Raw genomic sequence first — 21,199 nt, forward strand, 5'->3', positions numbered from 1 at the left:
TTTAAAATAATTATTATGAATTTCTTATTACTTTTCTTAATTTTAATGATACCTGTTTCCATTTTTTGGCATCTTAATTTGATTAAAAAAGAGACTTTTCTTCATTCGGTTGTTGTTGAAGAGTTAGAAAATAAATTTCAATTTGAGTTAATTAAACAAACTAATATTCAAAATAAAGATAAAGTTAACCATAGAAATAAAATCGATTTTAAATTATCTATTATAAAACAACAAGTTGAGTTGTTAGCGGCAATTTCAAATCAAATCGAAAATTAAATGAAAATAGCAATCGTAGACGATAATAGTTTTTTAATTTCTTCTATTAAAGAAAAGTTGTCTTTTTTTGAAGAAATTCAAGTAAAATTTACTGCTTCAAATGGATCTGAATTAATCGAAAAACTTGAAAAAAACAGTAATATTGATGCAATTTTAATGGATATTGAAATGCCAATAATGAATGGTATTGAAGCAACTTTAGCAACAAAACAAAAATATCCTCAAATAAAAATTATAATGCTCACTGTTTTCGATAACGATGAAAACATTTTCAATGCAATTAAGGCTGGTGCTGACGGGTATTTGTTAAAAGACGTAAATCCTCATGCTTTATTTGGCGGTATAGTTGAAACTCTAAATGGAGGAGCAGCAATGAATCCTTCCATAGCGTTAAAAACATTGAAATTACTACGCAATCCTGTTAGTTTTGAAGACGTTGCTAAGGAAGAAATTAACTTAACCGCTAGAGAAATTGACGTTTTAGAACAGTTGGCTCAAGGTTTAAGCTATACAGTTATCGCAGAAAATTTATTTCTTTCTCCATCAACAGTTAGAAAACATATAGAAAATATTTACTCAAAATTACAAGTGCATTCAAAATTGGAAGCCGTTCAAAAAGCAAAACGCAATAATTTAATTTAAACTAAAAAAAAATGAAATATAACTACATTTTAATATTGTTTCTTGTTTTGTCAACAAAAGCAATAAGCCAACACATCTCTTTAGATGACGATTTTAAAAAAGACAACCGTAATTTAACTTTCGATAAAGAAGATTTTAAAATTTATTTCGATAAAGAAGGAATGATTTTAGAAAATAAGCACAAAGAAAATACAAAATGGACACTAATTAATACAGACAGCGATTATGATGAAATTGATTTTGATATAGAAGCATCAGTCACATTAATAAAATCGAAGTCAGATGAAGCTGGATATGGATTAGTTTGGGCTTGCTATAAAGACAATTCAAATTATCATGTGGTTAATTTAAATGCAAATAAACAAAATAAATTATATTGGTATTACAATGAAAAATTCACATATGATTTAAAGTGGACCGAAAACAAAAACATTAAGAACAAAAAAGAAAATAAAATTAAAGTAAGCAGAAGGGCTCAGTTTGTTTACATATACATCAACGATGAATTAGTGGTAAAATCAGACAATGTGTCTTATTACGGAAGTAAATTCGGTTTTATTGTAGATGCAGGAACTACAATGAAGGTTACAAAATTAAAAATTACCGAGTATCCACTTTCAATTGATGTTGTAGAAACATTTGATCCAAATATGAAAATGGAAAAATTGCCAGTAAGCATTTCTTCAACAGAATTTGAAGAAACAAATCCAATAATATCTGCCGACGGTAAAACGATATACATTACAAGAAAAGATTGTAAATTCAATATTGATAGCGAAAATGATGATATTTGGTTTGCTACAAAAGACAATCAAGGCAAATGGTCTGATTTAAAGAATATGGGACGACCTTTAAATAATAAAGGGAATAATTTTGTGATTTCAAGTTCACCAGATAATAATACATTGTTGGTAGGAAATAAATACGCTGCTGATGGAATTAATACTAACGGTAGTGGTGTTTCAATTTCAAGCAAAACGATAGACGGTTGGGAAATTCCTAAAGCTCTTGAAATTAAAGATTACATTAATAAGAGCAAGTATGTGGGGTATTTTTTATCAAGCGACAACAAGCATTTATTAATGGCAGTTGAAAGAGATGAAGGTTTAGGTTTAAGTGATTTCTTTGTGAGTTTTATTGAAGACAATGGTACTTGGTCTAAACCAGTTCATATGGGAAATCAAATAAATACTAAAGAAGATGAAGCTAATCCGTTTTTAGCTGCAGATGGTAAAACAATGTATTTTTCTTCAAATGGTCATCCAGGTTATGGAGGGTACGATTTATTTGTTTCAAAGCGTTTAGACGATTCATGGACAAATTGGTCAAAACCAAAAAATTTAGGTAAAGTAATCAATTCTTCGAGTACAGAGTTGAGTATTTTCTTGTCTGCCAAAGGAGATAAAGCATATGTAGGAAAAAGTTCAGACATTTGGGAAATAAGTAATACTGTTAAACAAGATCCTGTTGCTTTAATTAAAGGAAGAGTGTTTGACAACAAAACCAAAAGCATATTATATACTTCTATTTTTTATAACGATTTAAAGTCAAATAAAGAACTTGGAAAAGCAATTTCAGACCCATCAACAGGCTCATACAGTATTGTTTTGCCATACGGACAACGTTATAGTTTTATGGCTGAAAAAGAAGGTTATTATGCAGTAACAGAGAATGTAGATTTATCTAATCTAAATGAGTATAAAGAAATTACAGTTGATTTGTACTTGAATCCTATTGAAAAAGGTCAAACTATTCGTTTAAATAATATTTTCTTCGATTCTGGTAAATACGATTTGCTTTCTGAATCAAATGCAGAATTAGAAAAATTATTGAAAGTATTAAAAGATAATAAGCAGTTAACGATTGAAATTGCAGGTCATACAGACGCTGTTGGTGCAGATAATAACAATTTGGTTCTTTCAAATAATAGGGCAAATGCAGTGATGAATTTTCTTATTTCTAATGGAATTTCTAAAGAAAGATTAACTGCAAAAGGATACGGAGAAACTAAATTTATAACAACAAACGATACGGAAGAAGGGAAACAACAAAACAGAAGGGTAGAGTTTTTGATTTTAGAAATGTAATTCCTTTAAAAATATAAATTTCAAAAATAGGGCAATTGCCCTATTTTTTTGTGACCAATAGTAAGGTAATTTTGGACAATAACTTTTAAACCTAGAATCATGGATACTAAAAAATTATTTTCGAAATGGGCAATTGCTCTTTTATTATTTGGTTTTGGAATAACTTCAAACGCAAATAACCTTCAAATTTCAGGAACAGCAGTTTCTGGTTCAAATATTAGCTTCAATGTAAGCTGGGATAACAGTTGGAATGCTAGTTTAGCCCCATCAAATTGGGATGCAGTTTGGATATTTGTAAAATACCAAGATTGTGCAACTCGTCAATGGTATCATGCAGCAATTGCAACAACTGGTAACTCTACAGCTTCACCATTACAAGTAGATTTAGTTTCTGATGCTAAAGGAGTTTTTTTAAGAAGAAGTGCTGTAGGTGGAGGAAACATTCCTTCAACAGCTGTAACTTTAGCCTTAAATATTCCAGCAGGAACGTATAACTATAAAGTATATGGTGTAGAGATGGTACATATTCCTCAAGGAGATTTCCAAGTTGGAGATGGTACTAGTGTTGCAACATATAATAGTATTACAATTAATGCAGCTGCTCAGTCTAGTGGATTATCTACTGCAACTCTTGGTGGTTCTTCTGCAGCTGTACCTGCTACTTTTCCTATGGGATATAATGCATTTTACTCTATGAAATATGAAATGACACAAGAGCAATATGTAGAGTTTTTAAATACATTAACATACGATCAACAAAAAGAAAGAACAGGTATAGACCCAATTTCAGCTGCTGGAACTGGTGCTTTTACAACTGGAGGTGCTTATAGAAATGGAATTGAAATACTAACACCAGGTAATAATAATACATTACCAGCAGTTTTTGTTTGTGATGCAACAAATAATTCTGTAAACGATACAAACGATGGGCAAAATGTAGCTATGAACTGGATTTCTTGGGCAGACTTAACTGCTTATTTAGATTGGGCAGCATTACGACCAATGACTGAAATGGAATTTGAAAAAATTTGCCGTGGACCACTTCCTAGAGTAGCAGGAGAATACCCATGGGGAACAACAGATTTTAATTCTTATCATTCAGGTCTAGTTACTAATCCATTACAAGCTAACGAAACAATAACTACTGTGGTAAACGGTAGAAATATTTATTCGAATAGTGCGGTAATTGCTGGAACAAATTATGGGCCATCTAGAGTAGGTATATTTGCAACAGGTTCTACTGGTAGAGCATCTTCAGGAGCATCTTACTATGGTGTTATGGAAATGTCAGGAAATGTTTGGGAAAGAGTTGTAAATACTAGTAACGCAAGTGGTGTAGCTTTTACAGGAGCTTTAGGAGACGGTACTTTAACCTTATTAGGAGATGCAGATGTAGCAAACTGGCCAAATCCAGCAACTGCAATAGGTGCAGGTTCTAGAGGTAATGGATATTATAATACTAATGCAAATGCTTCGAGAACTTCAGACAGAACAAGTATTTCTTCAGCACCATCATCTAGAACTTACACGGTAGGTGGTAGAGGTGTTCGTTAATCGTTTATTTGATGCAAAACATAATTATATGTTTTAAACTTTTATTAATTAAAATCAAATAACGATGAAAACAACAAAAATAAATAAAGTTGTATTCATACTGTTACTATTGTTAAATGGGTTTATATATGCTCAATATAATGGAGGCGATGCCGATGGACAAGCCTTTGAGAGTTTAAATAATACCAGTTGTTCCCTACCCGATCAGTTTTATGCCTATAATGGCGGTAGCGGAAGTTTAACAACATCAAATGGTCTAAGTAATACGACATGTAGTATACCAGATCAGTTTTATGCCTATAATGGTGGTAATGCTGACGGTGCTGCAAGTGAGACAATAAATGCAGTAGCTTGTGGAAATCCAGATAATTTTTACGCCTATTTTGGTGGTAATGCTGATGGTGCTGCAAGTGAAACAATAAATGCAATTACGTGCGGATATCCAGATCAGTTTTACGCTTATTTTGGCGGAAATGCTGATGGATTTTCAGTAAGTGGTATAGATGCTATTTCTTGTCCAGAGCCTGCGCAATTTTATGCCTACTTTGGAGGTGATGCAGATGGGTTTAGTGCAGAAACAGTTGATCAGGTTACTTGTGCAATTCCTCCTCAGTTTTACGCTTATTTTGGCGGAATAGACGATGGTTTTTCTGTTGGAAACACAGCACCTGTTTGTCCTACTGATCCACCAGTTGCAGATTTTACTGCTTCGGCAACAACAATTTGTGTAGGAGAATCTATCACATTTACCGATACTTCAACAAACTTGCCGTTTGTATGGAGCTGGACATTTACTGGAGGAACACCTAGTAGTTCAACTGATCAAAATCCTGTAATTACATATAATACAGCAGGAACTTATGAAGTTGAATTAGTTGCAACTAATTTTAACGGTAGTGATACCGAAACTAAAACAGCTTTTATAACGGTTAGTGCTTATCCAACAATTACTGGAACAACTCCTGCTGCACGATGTGATGCTGGAACAGTAACTTTACAGGCAACGGCAAGTACAGGAACTATTAGTTGGTTTGCAAATGCTACTGGAGGAACTGCTTTAGGAACTGGAACTAGTTTTACAACTCCAAGTTTAAGCACAACTACAACATATTATGTAGAAGTCGCTAATAATGGATGTATCTCTGGAAGAACAGCAGTAATTGCAACTATAAACACTACTCCTACTATTTCAGGAACTACTCCAGCAAGTAGGTGTGGAAGTGGAACGGTAACTTTACAAGCAACAGCTAGTGCAGGAACCATTCAATGGTTTACGGCTTCTACAGGTGGAACAGTATTGTTTACTGGGGCAAATTATACAACTCCTAGTTTAACTACTACGACTAGTTATTATGTTCAAGTAAGTCAAAACGGATGTACTTCTCCTAGAACAGAAGTTATTGCTACTATTAATGAAATTCCAACAATTACAGGTACAACTCCTGCAAGCAGATGTGATTCTGGTACAGTAACATTACAAGCTACGGCAAGTATAGGAACTATTAGTTGGTATACAGCATCAAGTGGCGGAACAGCATTAGGAACAGGAACGAGTTTTACAACTCCAAGTTTAAGCACAACTACAACTTATTATGTAGAAAGTGCAACTGCAACTTGTAATTCTACTAGAACAGCGGTTACAGCAACTGTAAATGCAACACCATCTATTACATCAACTACACCAAGTAGTGTTTGTGATGCTGGAACAGTAACATTACAAGCTACGGCAAGTACAGGGACTATTAGTTGGTTTGCAAATGCTACCGGTGGAACTGCTTTAGGAACTGGAACAAGTTTTACAACTCCAAGTTTAAGTACAACTACAACTTATTATGTAGAAGTTACTAATAATGGATGTACTTCTTCAAGAACAGCAGTAATTGCAACTATAAATACTACTCCTACTATTACAGGAACCACACCTGCGAATAGATGCGGAAGTGGAACGGTAACTTTACAAGCAACAGCTAGTGCAGGAACCATTCAATGGTTTGCAGCTTCTACAGGTGGAACAGTATTGTTTACGGGAGCAAATTATACAACTCCTAGTTTAGGTACCACAACTAGTTATTATGTTCAAGTAAGTCAGAATGGTTGTACTTCTTCAAGAACAGAAGTAATTGCTACTATTAATGAAGTACCAACAATTACTAGTACTACACCAAGTAGTGTTTGTAATTCTGGAACGGTAACTTTACAAGCTACGGCAAGTACAGGAACTATCAGTTGGTATGCAGCAGCTTCTGGCGGAAGTGCATTAGGAACAGGAACGAGTTTTACAACCCCAGTATTAAGTACTTCAACTACATATTATGTAGAAAGTGCAAATACAACTTGTAATTCTACTAGAACTGCAGTTACTGCAAGTGTTACTAATACAAGTGCGCCTACTGGAAATGCTAATCAGACCTATTGTGCAGGCGAAACCGTAGCTAATATTTTGGTTTCAGGAACTAATATTATTTGGTACGATGCCTCAACAGGTGGAAATATAGTTTTAGGAACTGATTTAATAGCAGATGGAATTTACTATGCTTCACAAACCATTAGTGGATGTGAAAGCGCAACTAGATTAGCTATTACGATGAGTACTGGTGGTTGCTTATCTAATGATGACTTTGTTCAAGCTTTGATAAGCATGTATCCAAACCCTGTGCAAGATATTTTAAATATTAAATCATCAGTAGCAATTGAAAGAGTTGAAATTCATAACCTATTAGGTCAAATTATTTTTAATTCGAAGTATAATAATGAGGAAGTTAGAATAGATTTTTCAAATTATGCAACTGGAACTTATTTAATAAGGGTATTTAATGATAACAATCCAAAAACATATAAGATTATTAAAAAATAATGTTTGACATAGTATGTTTTTAAACCACCTTCGGGTGGTTTTTTTGTTATCTATTTTTAAAAGGAGAAATATATGTTTAGTATCTTCGCTGTAAATAAATTGTTTAAATGAATTTTTTTAATAACATTTCTGAGATAAGAAAATGGATAGTTATAATCCTAATTGGTTTAGTATTCTTCTTTGGATATAGATATTTTACTTCCAATAAAAATAGCTCAAGTATAGAGTATGATACACTTCTAATTCAACAAGAAATCAAAAATGTTGGAAAATTAGTTGTAACGGAAGGTCATTTTGCTGAAGTAATGACTTATAAAGATAAAAGAGAGACATATATTCCTGGGCTTTCATTTGATAAAAAAGCAATTGTGATTATCAATGCAGATGTTACTGTAGGTTTTGATTTAAGCTTAGTTCAATATGATGTAGATGAAGAAAAGAAAACAGTTACTATATTAAGTATTCCAAAAGAAGAAATTAAAATTAGTCCAGACATTAAGTATTATGACATAGAATCTAGCAGTTTTAATGAATTCTCTCCTTCAGATTATAATAAAATTAGTAAAATAGCAAAGATAAATTTAACTAAGAAAATTGAAAAATCATCTTTAAAATCAAATGCAAAAAATAGATTGATGTCGGAATTATCAAAAATGCTTATAGTAACTAATACTTTAGGTTGGACATTAATATATAATGGCGAAACTATAAATGATAAAAATAAATTTAAATTATAAAAAAAGCCCTGCACATGCAGGGCTTTTTTTATAATTTATTTTGTAAGCTTGTCCAGCCACCACCGTTTACACAGTCAATTCCATTTTGTTTTAGAATTGAAGTAGCTTGAGCACTTCTCATACCAGAACGGCAACAAGCAATTACAGGCTTGTTCCATTTTTTAATTTCTGAGATTTTACCATTTAAAACTTGTAATGCAATGTTTTTAGAGCCTTTTATATGACCTTCTTTGTATTCTTCTGTAGTTCTAACGTCTAAAATAATAGCTCCCTTTTGAACATATTCTTGAATATCATTTGCTTTGTTCCCAAAACCTAATAAATCTAAAATTCCCATGATGTTTTAATTTTTAACAAAGATAAAGCGATGTAAGGTTTCAATTAGTAACAAAAGTTACACTAAACTTTTTCAGCTTCTAAAATTAACTCTAAACCATTGGTAATGAGTTTTTTAACCTCTGGTCTGCTGGATTTTAAATTATTTAAATGAGCAATAACATCATCTAATAAAGAATTGTTATTGGCTTTTTTACATAATTCAGCAATTTCTACTGATAGCAACCAATCATTTGGATGATTTACTTTTACTTTATCAAAAATGGAGTTTAATGTTAAATTTGAAATTTTATTCTCTCTTATTTCCCTAACCGTTTTATATAAACCTTCTAGTTCATTTCTTGCATCAGAAAAATTAGGTTTAATTGTAGTTGATGAAGGTACATGAGTTATTAAATCAAAACTATTAACATCGGCTGGTCCAGAATAAGCAGAAATTACTTCTTTACCAACAGCCATATCATAAATTCCCCATTCTGGAGCAAATAATACAGTTTCTCCTTGGGTAACGGTACAATTTTTAAATTTGATTAATAAAATTTTTCCATGTAAATTTCTTGTTCCAGTTACAATTTCTCCACTTACTTTTATATTACCTTCAAATTCTAGTGTAACTACTCTTTCTTCATAAATATTGTATGCTTCCAAGTCTCTAGGACTCATGTCTTCTATTGCAATATTTATTCCTTTTAATTTTCCAATTGGAGAGCCAAAACCTTCAGCATGATATTCTGTACCGTGACTTACTAATTCTTTTTCTCTGTAAGCTAATGCAGTTTTGCCTGTAGTTTGAACATATACTGGTTTTCCTTCAAATTCAATAACATTTGTAAAGTTACCTGATATTTGTAGGCCTGTGCTTAATTCTATTGTTCCTAGACTTTTAGAGTCGACTAATTTTTTAACAGCTGATAAACCTCCCTTTCTAATAGCCATTTTATTTGCAAACTCTTCAAGAACAGAGCTTAAGTGAGCAAAGTTAGAGGTAACATATAGTTGTGGTTGAGGTTTAGTAATGTCAAAACTTTGTTGTGCAGCTGAAATGTCATAAGGTAATTTTTTTACATTGTCAGTCATGCACCATTCGCTTTCTCCAATTGAAGAAAGTAACCCAGCACCATAAATTTTAGGGTTTTCAACTGTACCTATTAAACCATATTCTACGGTCCACCAATGAAGATTTCTTATTTGAGCCATTTCAGATAATTCTCCCATATTATTTTGAAGAAATTCAACTTGAGCTTCTGCTTTGTCAATTTCTTCTTGTGGAGTTCCTTCGGCTTCTTTTAAAATGGATAATAATCGAATGGCTTCATACATTTCATAATCATGTGATGACGAAATGGCTTTACATCCAATTTCTCCAAATCTTCGCAAATATTCAGCATATTCAGGATTGGCAATAATAGGAGCGTGACCAGCACCTTCATGAATGATATCTGGAGCGGGAGTATATTCTATGTGTTCTAATTGACGAATATCGGAAGCTATAACTAAAACATTATAGGCTTGAAATTCCATAAATGCATTAGGCGGAATAAAACCGTCTACGGCTACTGCTGCCCAACCAATTTCTTTTAGAATTCGATTCATTCCATACATATTAGGAATGTTATCAATCTCTAATCCGGTTTTTTGCAATCCTTCTAAATAAGAACTATGTGCAACTTTTGAAAGATAATCTACATTTTTACGCATTACATATCGCCAAACTGCTTGATTAATAGGTGTGTAATCGCTATAATCTTGCGGCTTAATAAACTGTTTTAGGTGACTAGGAAGTCTTTCTATTAATGGATTGCTTTCAATTGCAGAATTCATAGTATAAAATGTATTGCTTAATGTTGTAAAAATACAAATTTTTTAATTGTACTTTATTATTTTATGATGCATTGTTTTGTGGAATAAAAAAACCGTAACGGTGTGTTACGGTTTGTATTTGAATCATTCTATTTAATTTCTGGAGGATATTGTTCTAATATCTTACTTACAAAAGTATAAATGCGTTCGTCTTTTTTGTTTGTGTCTTTGGTTAAATTACCACTACCTTCACCTTGCCAAACTAATTCTTTTGTTTTAGCGTCAATTAAATCAATGTACAAAACACCTTCTGGAGTTGTTGAAACGTTTGTGTAATTCATGCCCCAATAAGGATTCCATCCCCATCCAAAACCATATGAATTATAAATATCTACACGCTCTTTTTCTTTTGTAAAAATACTAATCAATAAATCTGGGTTAGAGTCTTTTGTAAATCCTTTTGTACTCATAACTTCATCAATAGAACGTAAAATCCTTTTTTTATCTAAGTCTGAAATTTCTACTTTATCTACTCCGCTTTTTAAAAAAGCATAAGTTTTGTAATTTTCAAAGTTTACTTTTTTATCATAATCAGAATTCACTCGTACAGAACTACAAGAAGCCAAAATAAATAAGGCTAGTAAGGGTAATAGTTTAATTGTTTTCATAGTATTTATTTTATTAAGGTTAGTGTTTAATAAATTAAAACTAATTTATTAAACTATAATAATGATTCGTCTACTATATTAGGGATGGTAACTTTTAATAAAGGTTGCGTTTCCATTGCTCTTTTTATAGCAAAAACCGCTCCTTCATTTCTAGCCCAACTTCTTCTTGATATTCCGTTGTTTACATCCCAAAAAAGCATTGACGATAAGCGTTTTGATGCTTCTTTACTACCATCAAGAACCATACCAAATCCACCGTTTATAACTTCGCCCCAGCCAACTCCACCGCCGTTATGTATTGAAACCCAGGTAGCTCCTCTAAAACTATCTCCTATAACATTATGAATTGCCATGTCTGCCGTAAAGCGAGATCCATCATAAATGTTTGAAGTTTCTCTATATGGCGAATCGGTTCCAGAAACATCATGATGATCCCTTCCTAAAACTACATAACCAATTTCTCCATTTGCAATTGCTTTGTTAAAAGCTTCTGCAATTTTAACTCTTCCTTCTGCATCAGCATATAAAATTCGAGCTTGAGAACCTACAACCAATTTATTCTCTTGTGCGCCTTTAATCCATTGAATATTATCGGCCATTTGTTGCTGAATTTCTTCTGGAGAATTTCTTTTCATTTCTTCTAAAACATCACAAGCAATTTGATCTGTTTTCGCTAAATCTTCTGTTTTTCCTGAAGCACAAACCCAACGGAATGGTCCAAATCCATAATCGAAACACATAGGGCCCATAATGTCTTGTACATAACTCGGATATTTAAACTCTCTTCCTAATGTTGGGTTTTCAGCCATTACATCTGCTCCTGCACGAGAAGCTTCTAGTAAGAATGCATTTCCGTAATCGAAGAAATAAGTTCCTCTTTCTGTATGTTTATTTATAGCTGCTGCATGCTGACGTAGTGTTCTTTGAACTTCTTTTTTAAATTGTTCAGGGTTATTTGCCATCATTTCATTGGCTTCTTCAAACGATAATTGAGTAGGGTAGTAGCCACCAGCCCATGGATTATGAAGTGAAGTTTGGTCTGAACCTAAATCGATATGTAAGTTTTCAGCATCGAATCTTTCCCAAACATCAACCACATTTCCTAAATAAGCGATAGAAATAACTTCTTTGTTTTTTAATGCTTTACGAACACGAGCAACTAATAAATTAATGTCTTCTACAATTTCATTAATCCAGCCTTGTTCATGGCGAATTTTTGTGATTTTAGGATTTACTTCAGCACAAACGGTAACGCACCCCGCAATGTTACCTGCTTTTGGTTGAGCACCACTCATTCCGCCAAGTCCTGAAGTTACAAATAAACCTCCTGAAGGGGATTTTTTAATTTTTCTAAATCCGTTTAAAACGGTAATTGTGGTACCATGAACAATCCCTTGTGGACCAATGTACATATAACTTCCTGCAGTCATTTGTCCGTATTGAGAAACACCTAAAGCATTCATTTTTTCCCAGTCATCAGGTTTCGAATAATTAGGAATAACCATACCGTTTGTAACTACAACTCTTGGTGCATCTTTATGCGATGGGAATAATCCCATAGGGTGCCCTGAATACATGGTCAGCGTTTGCTCGTCTGTCATTTCAGACAAATATTGCATGGTTAGTAAATATTGTGCCCAGTTTTGGAAAACAGCTCCGTTACCACCATAGGTAATCAACTCATGCGGATGTTGTGCTACTGCATAATCCAAATTATTTTGTATCATGAGCATAATAGCTTTTGCTTGTTCGCTTTTTCCAGGATATTCTGAAATAGGTCGTGCTTTCATTTCGTAATCTGGACGAAAGCGATACATGTAGATACGACCGTATTTTTCTAATTCTTCTTTAAATTCTGGAATTAACTCTGCATGATGTTTAGCTTCAAAATAACGAAGCGCATTTTTTAAAGCTAAAACTTTTTCTTCTTCGGTTAGTATTTCTTTACGCTTTGGTGCGTGATTAATAGCTAACTCGTATGGCTTAACTTGAGGTAAAACATTAGGTATACCTTGTTGTATTTGTTCTTTGAAAGTCATTTTTTATTTTTTTGAAAATTCGTCTTTTTAATTTGTTTTGTGTTAGGGATGGAAACGACATCCTTTTATGAAGCGATAGCGTAATAAAAGATATAGTGAACAGCCCGACCGTATTGAAAAGGAGGGAACACCCTATTACAAACTAGGGATAACGAATATCTGCCCTATGGTAGGACTTGTGAATTTTAACTCTGTATTTTAACGACTGTATGTCCATTTTATTTTTTTAAAGTACCTGTTTTTTTGTTGTATCCATAAGGACAATGACGACAACCACTTTTACAACAATAGCCTCTTTTTAGGTGGTATTTTTCAGTAAAACATTTATATCCTTCAGGCGTAAAATAGAAATCTTCACCTTCTTTTAAATTATTTGGATTTAATTGTTCGTTCATAGTTACAAATCGACTTAAAAATAAGTATTTTTTATATTTCCTTCAAAAATAATTATTTTAATCAAGATTACTTCTTTACTTTGGTTAAATGTTGAAGTTAAGAAGAAATTTAGCAACTTTGTACTCATGATTGTACTCGTTTTAAAATATTTTTTACCGAAAGGGTATAGAGGAATTTCTTTATTTCCGTTTATTATTTTTTCAGATAAAAATTCTAAGCATAATTTGGTTTTACTGAATCATGAAAAAATACACATCAAACAACAATTAGAAATGTTAGTTATCCCTTTTTATATTTGGTATGGGATAGAGTTTTTAGTGCGCTTTTTTCAATATAAAAATTGGACATTGGCTTACAAGAATATTTCCTTTGAACGAGAAGCGTATGCAAACGAAAAAGACCTTAACTATTTAAAGAAAAGGTCTTTTTGGAAATTTTATAATTTTTTGTAGAAATTATTTTTCTTTTGACTCTTCTATAGTTTCGTCAGTTGTAATTTCTTTTTTCTCTACTTCAATTTCTTTAACATCACTTTTTGGAGTACGGTTAATGTTTTTTGAGTTATCTGCTTTTCTTTCTTCAGGTTGAAATTGTTTTGGCAATTCTTCAAATTTAACATTTGTACCGTCAAAAGATATTGGTAGAGCTTCATTAGTAGTGTCATTTTCATTATGCATTACTTTACTCATGTTGTTTTCCCAATTAGTATCTAAGATTTCTCTAGAAATAGAGACTCCATTTTCATATCCTTTACGAACTGAAGTAGCAGTCCAATTAAACTCAACTGAATGATTTCCATTCATGTTTTCTTTTACATAAAATCCAGTACTAGTAACTTTCTCAATATAAATACCATTTGTATTTCCTTTTGCCGTTATAGTAATGTTTAAATTATCATCGTTTAATTCAGCAATTTGCGTAAAAGCAGTATCAAAAGAAACAAAACCAGCACCATTTGTTAATTGTCCTTTTCCTCTAGTTGTAACATCAACAGTTGTTGAAGTTGTTGCATAGCTAACAATTTTATTGTTGTTTACCGTTTCAATTTGTGTGATTGGTCTGTTTGTAATAGTGTTTCCCATTATATAAGCTCCAAATTGATTTCCTTTAGAAATAAAACCATATTGTTCTCCTTTTACATATCCACCTATTACACCTCCATTTACACCAAGTCCAATACTGTTAGAAGTGTTGTTTGAATTTCTACCAGTTCCACTTACAAATGCAGATGTTGAATAAATACCGTAGTTATTGTTTCCACTGTCTTTGTATCCAGCACTTCCCCATACTCCACTCACTCCAATACCTATAACTCCACCAGATTGTCTTTGTATTGTAGCACCAGGGACAGTTGTGTCTACTAATAATTCTCCCATTACACCGAAATTATAACTTCTAGAGCCAGCACCAGTAGTATTTGTTCTTTTAGATGACACTGATCCAGAAATACCAACAATTGCTGAAGGAGTAGCTAATACGTTTGGACCAGCATAACCAAGTCCTTGTGTAGCGTTAGAGTTTATTCCGCTAATTGCGGCAGCATCTGTGTTTCCATTAGTAGTTGCATTGTTAACTGACCCATAAATACCAAAAGCTGAGTTTGTAGCATTTGCACCATTTGCTGTACCAAAAACACCTATACTACTAACGCCTGTTGCGCTACCATAAATTGCAATTGGTGTTGTCGTAGCAGTTCCTGCAGCAGAAACAAAACCAGCGACACCCAAAGCGTCTGCACCTGAGCTTTGCCCGTTAACTCCTCGACCATTTGTGCCATTTGCTACACCAAAAATTCCCATGGCATTATTTCCGCCTGCAAAACCAACTGTTCCAACTCCATTAGTACCTGAAGCTTGTCCTTGAATACCGATTCCATCATTGTCATTGGTGCCTAAGATTCCTAAACTGCTTGCGCCAGTAGATCTTCCGTATAAGCCTCTACCTCCATCTGCATCTGAATAACCTACAGCTGCATCAATTGTGTTGTCATTTGAATATGAGAAAAATTGTGCCCAAGTTTGGTCATTTAAGTTAAGACCATATCTTCCAGTTGCACCAAAACGACCTCTTTCTACGTTATTAGTTTTAAAATGTAAGCCTTGAGCATCAGTAGTTCCTAAAAAATTTGTACCTGCTGTAGTTGCGGTATTTCCTATTAAAGACCAATCAAGTCCTCCTGATGCACCAGCGAAAGCAATCCATCTGTTTGTTAACCAATAGTATAGTCCTGGAGTGACAATATTTGGAGCAGTTCCAGCTGTAGCTGTATTGTAAACAATAGTCCCGTTAGGTATAACTCCTGTTTGTGGATTAACAATTGGAGCTTGAGCATTTAAAGCTGTTAAAGCAACTCTAGGCGGGACAAATCCAGTAGTTGTTGATGTAATATCAAGTGCTCCAGCTGGTGTTGTTGTTCCAACCCCAACTTGTCCAGAAACTATATTGGTAAAAATACCAATAAGTAGCATTAAAATTGTCTTATTTGTCTTCATATATCTCTAATTTACTTGCGAATATATGAATATATTTTAACATTAATTACATTAATTATGTAAAAAATGTTAATAAAACAATTTGAAACATAAAAAAAACTTCTTGAGTTTCAAGAAGTTTTTTTTATGTTTCAAAGAAGTAATTTGTTATTTTTCTGTTTCTATTTTTTTGACTTCTGTTTTTTTAGCTTCCATAGTGGTAGCTTTAATTCTTTCTATTGCTTTAGGAGCTATTGGAAATCGAACATCTGTATTTTTAGACAATACGTTTCCATTGCTATCTTTTCTATCTACCCTCGAAGCTATTATTTGATAACTAAAACTTATGTTGCTGTTTCCGTTTTGTAGTTCTTTTACAGTAAAACTTTCTTGTGTTTTGTTTGTTACGTATACGCCATTACAGTCTCCCTCTAATTGTATGAAAACTTTTAACGGGTGTTTTTCATTTACGACTATGTTTTTAGCAAGAATAGGGTCTATGGTTATTTTAGCTTCACCATTTGTTAGCTTTCCAATTCCGTAATCTTGAAATAAAATTTCTGGTGCTTCAGGTGCAAACATGACATGTGTGTTGTTATTTTCACCATCAACTATGGTTGAAACTACACCAGTACCTAAAATCTTATAATTTGTTCCTGACCATTGTGCGCCTACATAAGCATAGTCACCTGTGTTTCCTCCAGAGTTTGTTGTTGCGGTTGAGCTTGGAGCATTCGCTGTAGTGTCTTGTCCTCCAGAAAAGTAACCTCCAAAATAGATATTTGTGCCTACATAGTTGTCATCTCTACCTGCTAAAATAGCTAGCGGGCTATTGGTATCACTTGTTGCTAGGTTGTTGTCCATATCGTATGAGAAATAACCTCCATATCTTTGAGATCCAATTGTACCGGTAGACATTCCGTAAACACCTACAGTACCGGTTCCTGCAACTCCTTGTGCTTGTCCTACTAATGTTGAATAAGTAGTCCCGTTAGCTAAACCTACTACTCCGGTACCTGTAGTTCCAATTGAGTGCCCAACTGTTCCGGTTCCAGAAGTTGTATTACTGTTGTATCCATATGCTCCCCATCCGCCAGTGTTATCATTTGATGCATATAACCCTGTTCCACCTGTTCCTTGTGACCTTGCATTAACCCCCGTTCCGCCATTTACTGCTGAATAACCTACAACTGCAGTGACAGTATTGTCTGTAGTATAAGAAAATGTCTGAGCCCAAGTTTGTGGATTAAGATTAAATCCAACATGACCAGTATTGTCTATTCTTGCACGAATTATATCGTTCGTTTTAAAAGCTATTCCAACATTATCAGTTGTTCCTAGGAAGTCTGTACCATAAACAGTGCCGCTATTTCCGGCTAGTGACCAATCTAATCCACCTGGAGATCCTGCAAAAGCGACCCATCGTGTACCGTTCCAAAAATATAAACCGGGAGCAACATTGTTAGGTGAAGTTCCGGTTGTAGCAGTATTCCAGACAGTTGTTCCTGCTACGATTGAACCTCCTTGAGGGTTAATAACCGGAGCCTCAACAATTGTAGAAGTTAGAGCAACTCTTGGTGGAATTAAACCTGTAGTTGTTGAGTTGATGTCAAGTGCTCCTTGTGGAGTTGTTGTCCCTAAGCCAACCTGAGCAAACGTTATTGAGCAGATCGATAAAGTGATTAATACTGTTAAAAAATATTTTTTTCTCATAATTATAGGTTTACTGGTTTATTAAGTAAATATACTTTTATGAGTCTTTTTTTTGTTACAGCATTTCTGTATTTTTTGTTAAATTAAAAAGCCTTGAAGTTTTTCAAGGCTTTTTAATTATATATGAAGTTTTATTTCTTTGTAAGCTCTTTTATTTGAGATGCTCTTAGATTTTCTTTTTTAGGAGTTCTTTCACCTTTTCTCTTTACTTCAATAATTTCATTCATTCTTTGTAATTTTAAAGGATTAGAAGGGACATCTGCTCCAAAATTTATTTGTTCATTTTCACTCCAAATACCATATCCACCATCAAGTTCGTCATTATGCATTAGTTTTTCTAAATTTTTATCATAGTTTTTGTCTAGTATTTCCAAAGAAACTGGTTCAAATTTAGATTTTTTCTCTGCAATTACAATCCAATTAAACTTTACATTTGATTTTCCACTATTATTTTCTTTTATTGTAAAGCCATTTTTGTCAACTGATACAATGTGAACTCCATTGTTTTCTCCTAAAGGCGTTATTGTAACAATTATTGGTTTAGATGAATCAATGATTTCAGAATAATTTTTATCAAACGATACGTATGAAGTTCCATTTGACAACGAACCAACTCCTTTATCTTGGATATCTAAATTCATAGAAGTTGAAGCGTAAGAAATAGATTTTGAGCCATCTATTTTTTTATCAAGTACTATGAATGATTCATTTGTAATATTTTTACCATGGGAGTAGTTTGCATATCTATCCCCTTTAGTAATCATTCCGTATTCGTGCCCTTTTATCCATCCTCCAACAACACCTCCATAAACTCCTATTCCAATTGAAGTATCTAAAGATGAATTTGAATTACTAGATCTTCCACCAGCAACACCATTTGCTCTTGTTGTTCCAAAAGCATATACACCATAGTCGTTTCCTACACTGTCAAAATATCCTAATGAGGCTCTCCCAAATCCAAAATCATCACCAAAAATCGCACCACTTCTTCTTGTAGCACCTCCTCGTCCAGCAACTCCGAACTTGTAGGCTCCAGTGGTTCCTCCTGTAATTGCACCATCTCCTTTTACACCAGCAATTGGTGTGTTAAAACCCGTTCCTGGTGTTGTATTGCTAATCATACCTCTAACACCTGCGCCAATATTGCTGGTTCCGTCATATTCTCCCTGTACCGCACCAAAATTAGTATTTCCTCCAGTAATTAAGCCGTATATTCCTGATCCATTTTGATCTGTATAACCGTTTACTGCCCAAGGAAATAAAGCGTTTCCTTCACTAACTGCATTCATTAAATCACCAGGTAATACAGTTTCAATATCTCCAATAAAGAATTCGCCTAATGAAGAGAAACGAGCAGCAGGTAATCCTGAAGTTCTAACGTCAAAGTTGGTTGTATCATATGTTCCAACAAAGTGAGTTCCAGTTGTAGCAGGGGTTCCGGTAACTCCAGTAACACCTCCGTCTATACCTCCATTTCCGATGATAGACCAATCTAGTCCACCTGGAGACCCTGCTAGTGAAATCCATCTAGTTCCATCCCAATAATACATACCAGGAGCAACATTGGTTGGTATAGTACCTGCTGTATTAGTATTCCATACCAAAGTACCTGCAATTAAAGCACCACCTTGCGGGTTTACAACAGGTGCTGCAACATTTGTAGCAGTTAAAGCAACTCTTGGAGGAATCATTCCAGAAGTGCTAGAATTTATGTCTAATGCTCCTCTTGGTGTAGTTGTTCCAACTCCAACCTGAGCAAATAGACTAAAAGATAAGAATAATGTGGTTAATAGTAGCTTTTTCTTCATAATTAGTGTTTTTTATATTAAAAATGTAGCAATTGTTAAATTTAATATATTTTTTTAACAATTGCTACATTTTTAATGTTTTTTAATTCTAAAAAAACACTTTATTCTTTCTTTTTCAATGGATTTTCTGCCGGCATTCCGTTTGAATATTTTCCTTTTTCTAGAAGTATTTTACCTGCGTTTGGGCCAGCAGGTATTACATCTCCAACTGTAACATGATCTTCTGGGTTATATTTATAAACAATATGATCTGCAGGCCATTGAAAGATATTGCGTCCATCGTTTGGCTGGTTTTTTGCTTTAGCAGCTAACGGTTCTTTGTCTGCTTTTAAATATGCTGGACCTGGTGCTTGTGGAAACCTACCTTCACCATAGTTAGTTTTTGGTTTAACAACTATTTGGTACTGTAGTTTACCTGAGTGTTTACCTCCATTAAGTTCTAAAATATCTACAGATTTTGTAGTTTGCTCCATAATGGTTATACCATTAAAATAGGGCATTCCTACTGGAGTACATATCACTCTAATTGGGTTTTCTTCATCAACAATAATTATATCTGCTAATATTTCGTCAAGTATAATAGTTGCTTTACCATTTATCATTTGTACTGTTCCATAATCTTGGTACCAATATTCTGGAGATTCAGAGCAAGTTAATGTTATACGTCCGTGATTTTCAGTAGGTACGATTTCAGATACTGAATTTGTACCAGTGATTTTTCTGTTTACTCCACCTACTGATGTTGCAACATATGCGAAAGCTTGAGATGTGCCAGTGTAGTTTAGTGCTTCAAAATATCCACCTGCTCTGGTTGTTGTACTGCTATATGCAATTCCTTGTACACCATATGAGTCTTGATTTGTAGGCAATACTAATCCTTGCATTCCTACTGTGTATCCTGGATTTCCGGTAGCTGTTCTATTAGCTAACCCTCGTAAAGCAATTTGAGTACCTCCTAATCCGTTATTTGTTATGTTTAATTGATTGTAACTTGCCGACGGGTTAAAAGCTCCTGATCCATTTTGTACATAATTATAAGATGCCATCCAAACATCTGAATAAGCAATGTTTGCTGCCACTGATGCAGCGCCTGTTGATTGCGCATAGATACTAGTGTATCCTGCCGAAGGGTTGTTGGCATATACACCTGCTCCAGAAAGTGTTTGTACTGGGTTTCCTAAAGTTATATTCGCTTCACGGCCCAATATTCCTCCTACATTCCCTGTATGTCCATAGATTCCATCACCAGTCGCTCCGCCATCTACTTCAAGTCGGGTGTTTACAGGAATTGTTGAAGTTCCAATAGCAACGTTTCCGTTTGTAGATCCAATGGTAAGTCTTTCGGTGCCATTTGTTCTTAATTGTAAGTTTTGAGCGTCTGTAGTCCCTAAATAATTTGTTCCTGGTGTTGTTCCTGTGTTACCAGTTAAACTCCATCCAGATGAGTTTCCAGTAGCTATTCTAATCCACAATGCCCCGTCCCAATAATAATAGCCTGGCGTAACTTGATTTGGACCAACTGCAGAAGTAAATGTATTGTAAACTAATTCAGAAGTGGTTGGGGTTAACACAGTTGCTATGTTTGTAGCTGTTAATGCAACTCGAGGAATTAATAAACCATCATTTGTTGATGCAACATCAAGTGCTGCACTTGGAGTAGTTGTACCAATACCAACTTGGGCAAATGTCCCAATTGATAGTAGTAGGGTTGTTAATAGTAATTTTTTTTTCATATTTAGCATGTTTTACGTTAAAAATGTAATTTATGTTAAATTTAGAAAATAAAAGTTGTTTTAATAATGATTTGATTTATAATCG

15 protein-coding genes are annotated in these 21,199 nt (G+C 33.8%); 6 read left to right on the top strand and 9 right to left on the bottom strand.

Features of this window, described 5'->3' with window-relative positions; all coding sequences use genetic code 11:
- Nucleotides 1-15 precede the first annotated feature (15 nt).
- The 6 genes from OLM55_RS05920 (at nt 16) to OLM55_RS05945 (ending at nt 8,150) form a co-directional block, all read left to right on the top strand.
- Nucleotides 16-276, top strand: coding sequence for a hypothetical protein (locus OLM55_RS05920; protein ID WP_264560488.1), 261 nt, complete (start codon nt 16-18; stop codon nt 274-276).
- The gene (locus OLM55_RS05925) at nt 277-918 is read left to right on the top strand and encodes a response regulator (RefSeq protein ID WP_264560489.1); all 642 of its coding nucleotides are present in this window, start codon (nt 277-279) and stop codon (nt 916-918) included.
- Nucleotides 919-929: 11 nt separating this feature from the next.
- A complete protein-coding gene (locus OLM55_RS05930) occupies nt 930-3,005 on the top strand; it encodes an OmpA family protein (protein WP_264560490.1) in 2,076 nt (691 codons plus the stop codon).
- Nucleotides 3,006-3,104: 99 nt separating this feature from the next.
- Nucleotides 3,105-4,559, top strand: a complete 1,455-nt coding sequence (locus tag OLM55_RS05935; RefSeq protein ID WP_264560491.1) for an SUMF1/EgtB/PvdO family nonheme iron enzyme — start codon at nt 3,105-3,107, stop codon at nt 4,557-4,559.
- 64 nt (nt 4,560-4,623) lie between these two features.
- On the top strand, nt 4,624-7,413 hold the full coding sequence (locus OLM55_RS05940) for a T9SS type A sorting domain-containing protein (RefSeq protein ID WP_264560492.1): 2,790 nt from the start codon (nt 4,624-4,626) through the stop codon (nt 7,411-7,413).
- A gap of 107 nt (nt 7,414-7,520) precedes the next feature.
- Nucleotides 7,521-8,150 (top strand): DUF4230 domain-containing protein, encoded by a 630-nt coding sequence (locus tag OLM55_RS05945; RefSeq protein ID WP_264560493.1) that lies wholly within the window; start codon nt 7,521-7,523, stop codon nt 8,148-8,150.
- Between the two features lie 28 nt (nt 8,151-8,178).
- Here the strand turns inward: OLM55_RS05945 and OLM55_RS05950 are convergent, their stop codons facing one another.
- The 9 genes from OLM55_RS05950 to OLM55_RS05995 all read right to left on the bottom strand — a co-directional run bounded on the left by OLM55_RS05950 (nt 8,179) and on the right by OLM55_RS05995 (nt 21,114).
- Complete coding sequence (locus tag OLM55_RS05950; protein ID WP_264560494.1) at nt 8,179-8,487, bottom strand: rhodanese-like domain-containing protein; 309 nt, start codon at nt 8,485-8,487, stop codon at nt 8,179-8,181.
- A gap of 62 nt (nt 8,488-8,549) precedes the next feature.
- The gene (locus tag OLM55_RS05955; protein ID WP_264560495.1) at nt 8,550-10,307 is read right to left on the bottom strand and encodes an aromatic amino acid hydroxylase; all 1,758 of its coding nucleotides are present in this window, start codon (nt 10,305-10,307) and stop codon (nt 8,550-8,552) included.
- A gap of 128 nt (nt 10,308-10,435) precedes the next feature.
- The gene (locus OLM55_RS05960) at nt 10,436-10,954 is read right to left on the bottom strand and encodes a DUF4136 domain-containing protein (RefSeq protein WP_264560496.1); all 519 of its coding nucleotides are present in this window, start codon (nt 10,952-10,954) and stop codon (nt 10,436-10,438) included.
- A 53-nt stretch (nt 10,955-11,007) separates the two neighbouring features.
- A complete protein-coding gene (locus OLM55_RS05965; protein ID WP_264560497.1) occupies nt 11,008-12,993 on the bottom strand; it encodes a urocanate hydratase in 1,986 nt (661 codons plus the stop codon).
- 218 nt (nt 12,994-13,211) lie between these two features.
- Nucleotides 13,212-13,388, bottom strand: coding sequence for a DUF5522 domain-containing protein (locus OLM55_RS05970; RefSeq protein WP_264560498.1), 177 nt, complete (start codon nt 13,386-13,388; stop codon nt 13,212-13,214).
- 456 nt (nt 13,389-13,844) lie between these two features.
- On the bottom strand, nt 13,845-15,881 hold the full coding sequence (locus tag OLM55_RS05980; protein WP_264560500.1) for a beta strand repeat-containing protein: 2,037 nt from the start codon (nt 15,879-15,881) through the stop codon (nt 13,845-13,847).
- A 147-nt stretch (nt 15,882-16,028) separates the two neighbouring features.
- Complete coding sequence (locus tag OLM55_RS05985; protein WP_264560501.1) at nt 16,029-17,573, bottom strand: hypothetical protein; 1,545 nt, start codon at nt 17,571-17,573, stop codon at nt 16,029-16,031.
- Nucleotides 17,574-17,704: 131 nt separating this feature from the next.
- The gene (locus tag OLM55_RS05990; protein ID WP_264560502.1) at nt 17,705-19,381 is read right to left on the bottom strand and encodes a hypothetical protein; all 1,677 of its coding nucleotides are present in this window, start codon (nt 19,379-19,381) and stop codon (nt 17,705-17,707) included.
- Nucleotides 19,382-19,482: 101 nt separating this feature from the next.
- A complete protein-coding gene (locus OLM55_RS05995; RefSeq protein WP_264560503.1) occupies nt 19,483-21,114 on the bottom strand; it encodes a hypothetical protein in 1,632 nt (543 codons plus the stop codon).
- Nucleotides 21,115-21,199 lie beyond the last annotated feature (85 nt).

This window comes from Flavobacterium sp. N2270 (genome assembly GCF_025947225.1).
Lineage (GTDB): Bacteria > Bacteroidota > Bacteroidia > Flavobacteriales > Flavobacteriaceae > Flavobacterium.

Excerpts from the sequence above, each read along its gene's own strand:
- OLM55_RS05920 (WP_264560488.1), top strand. The coding sequence starts at position 16 with ATGAATTTCTTATTACTTTTCTTAATTTTAATGATACCTGTTTCCATT.
- OLM55_RS05925 (WP_264560489.1), top strand. The coding sequence starts at position 277 with ATGAAAATAGCAATCGTAGACGATAATAGTTTTTTAATTTCTTCTATT.
- OLM55_RS05930 (WP_264560490.1), top strand. The coding sequence starts at position 930 with ATGAAATATAACTACATTTTAATATTGTTTCTTGTTTTGTCAACAAAA.
- OLM55_RS05935 (WP_264560491.1), top strand. The coding sequence starts at position 3,105 with ATGGATACTAAAAAATTATTTTCGAAATGGGCAATTGCTCTTTTATTA.
- OLM55_RS05940 (WP_264560492.1), top strand. The coding sequence starts at position 4,624 with ATGAAAACAACAAAAATAAATAAAGTTGTATTCATACTGTTACTATTG.
- OLM55_RS05945 (WP_264560493.1), top strand. The coding sequence starts at position 7,521 with ATGAATTTTTTTAATAACATTTCTGAGATAAGAAAATGGATAGTTATA.
- OLM55_RS05950 (WP_264560494.1), bottom strand. The coding sequence starts at position 8,487 with ATGGGAATTTTAGATTTATTAGGTTTTGGGAACAAAGCAAATGATATT.
- OLM55_RS05955 (WP_264560495.1), bottom strand. The coding sequence starts at position 10,307 with ATGAATTCTGCAATTGAAAGCAATCCATTAATAGAAAGACTTCCTAGT.
- OLM55_RS05960 (WP_264560496.1), bottom strand. The coding sequence starts at position 10,954 with ATGAAAACAATTAAACTATTACCCTTACTAGCCTTATTTATTTTGGCT.
- OLM55_RS05965 (WP_264560497.1), bottom strand. The coding sequence starts at position 12,993 with ATGACTTTCAAAGAACAAATACAACAAGGTATACCTAATGTTTTACCT.
- OLM55_RS05970 (WP_264560498.1), bottom strand. The coding sequence starts at position 13,388 with ATGAACGAACAATTAAATCCAAATAATTTAAAAGAAGGTGAAGATTTC.
- OLM55_RS05980 (WP_264560500.1), bottom strand. The coding sequence starts at position 15,881 with ATGAAGACAAATAAGACAATTTTAATGCTACTTATTGGTATTTTTACC.
- OLM55_RS05985 (WP_264560501.1), bottom strand. The coding sequence starts at position 17,573 with ATGAGAAAAAAATATTTTTTAACAGTATTAATCACTTTATCGATCTGC.
- OLM55_RS05990 (WP_264560502.1), bottom strand. The coding sequence starts at position 19,381 with ATGAAGAAAAAGCTACTATTAACCACATTATTCTTATCTTTTAGTCTA.
- OLM55_RS05995 (WP_264560503.1), bottom strand. The coding sequence starts at position 21,114 with ATGAAAAAAAAATTACTATTAACAACCCTACTACTATCAATTGGGACA.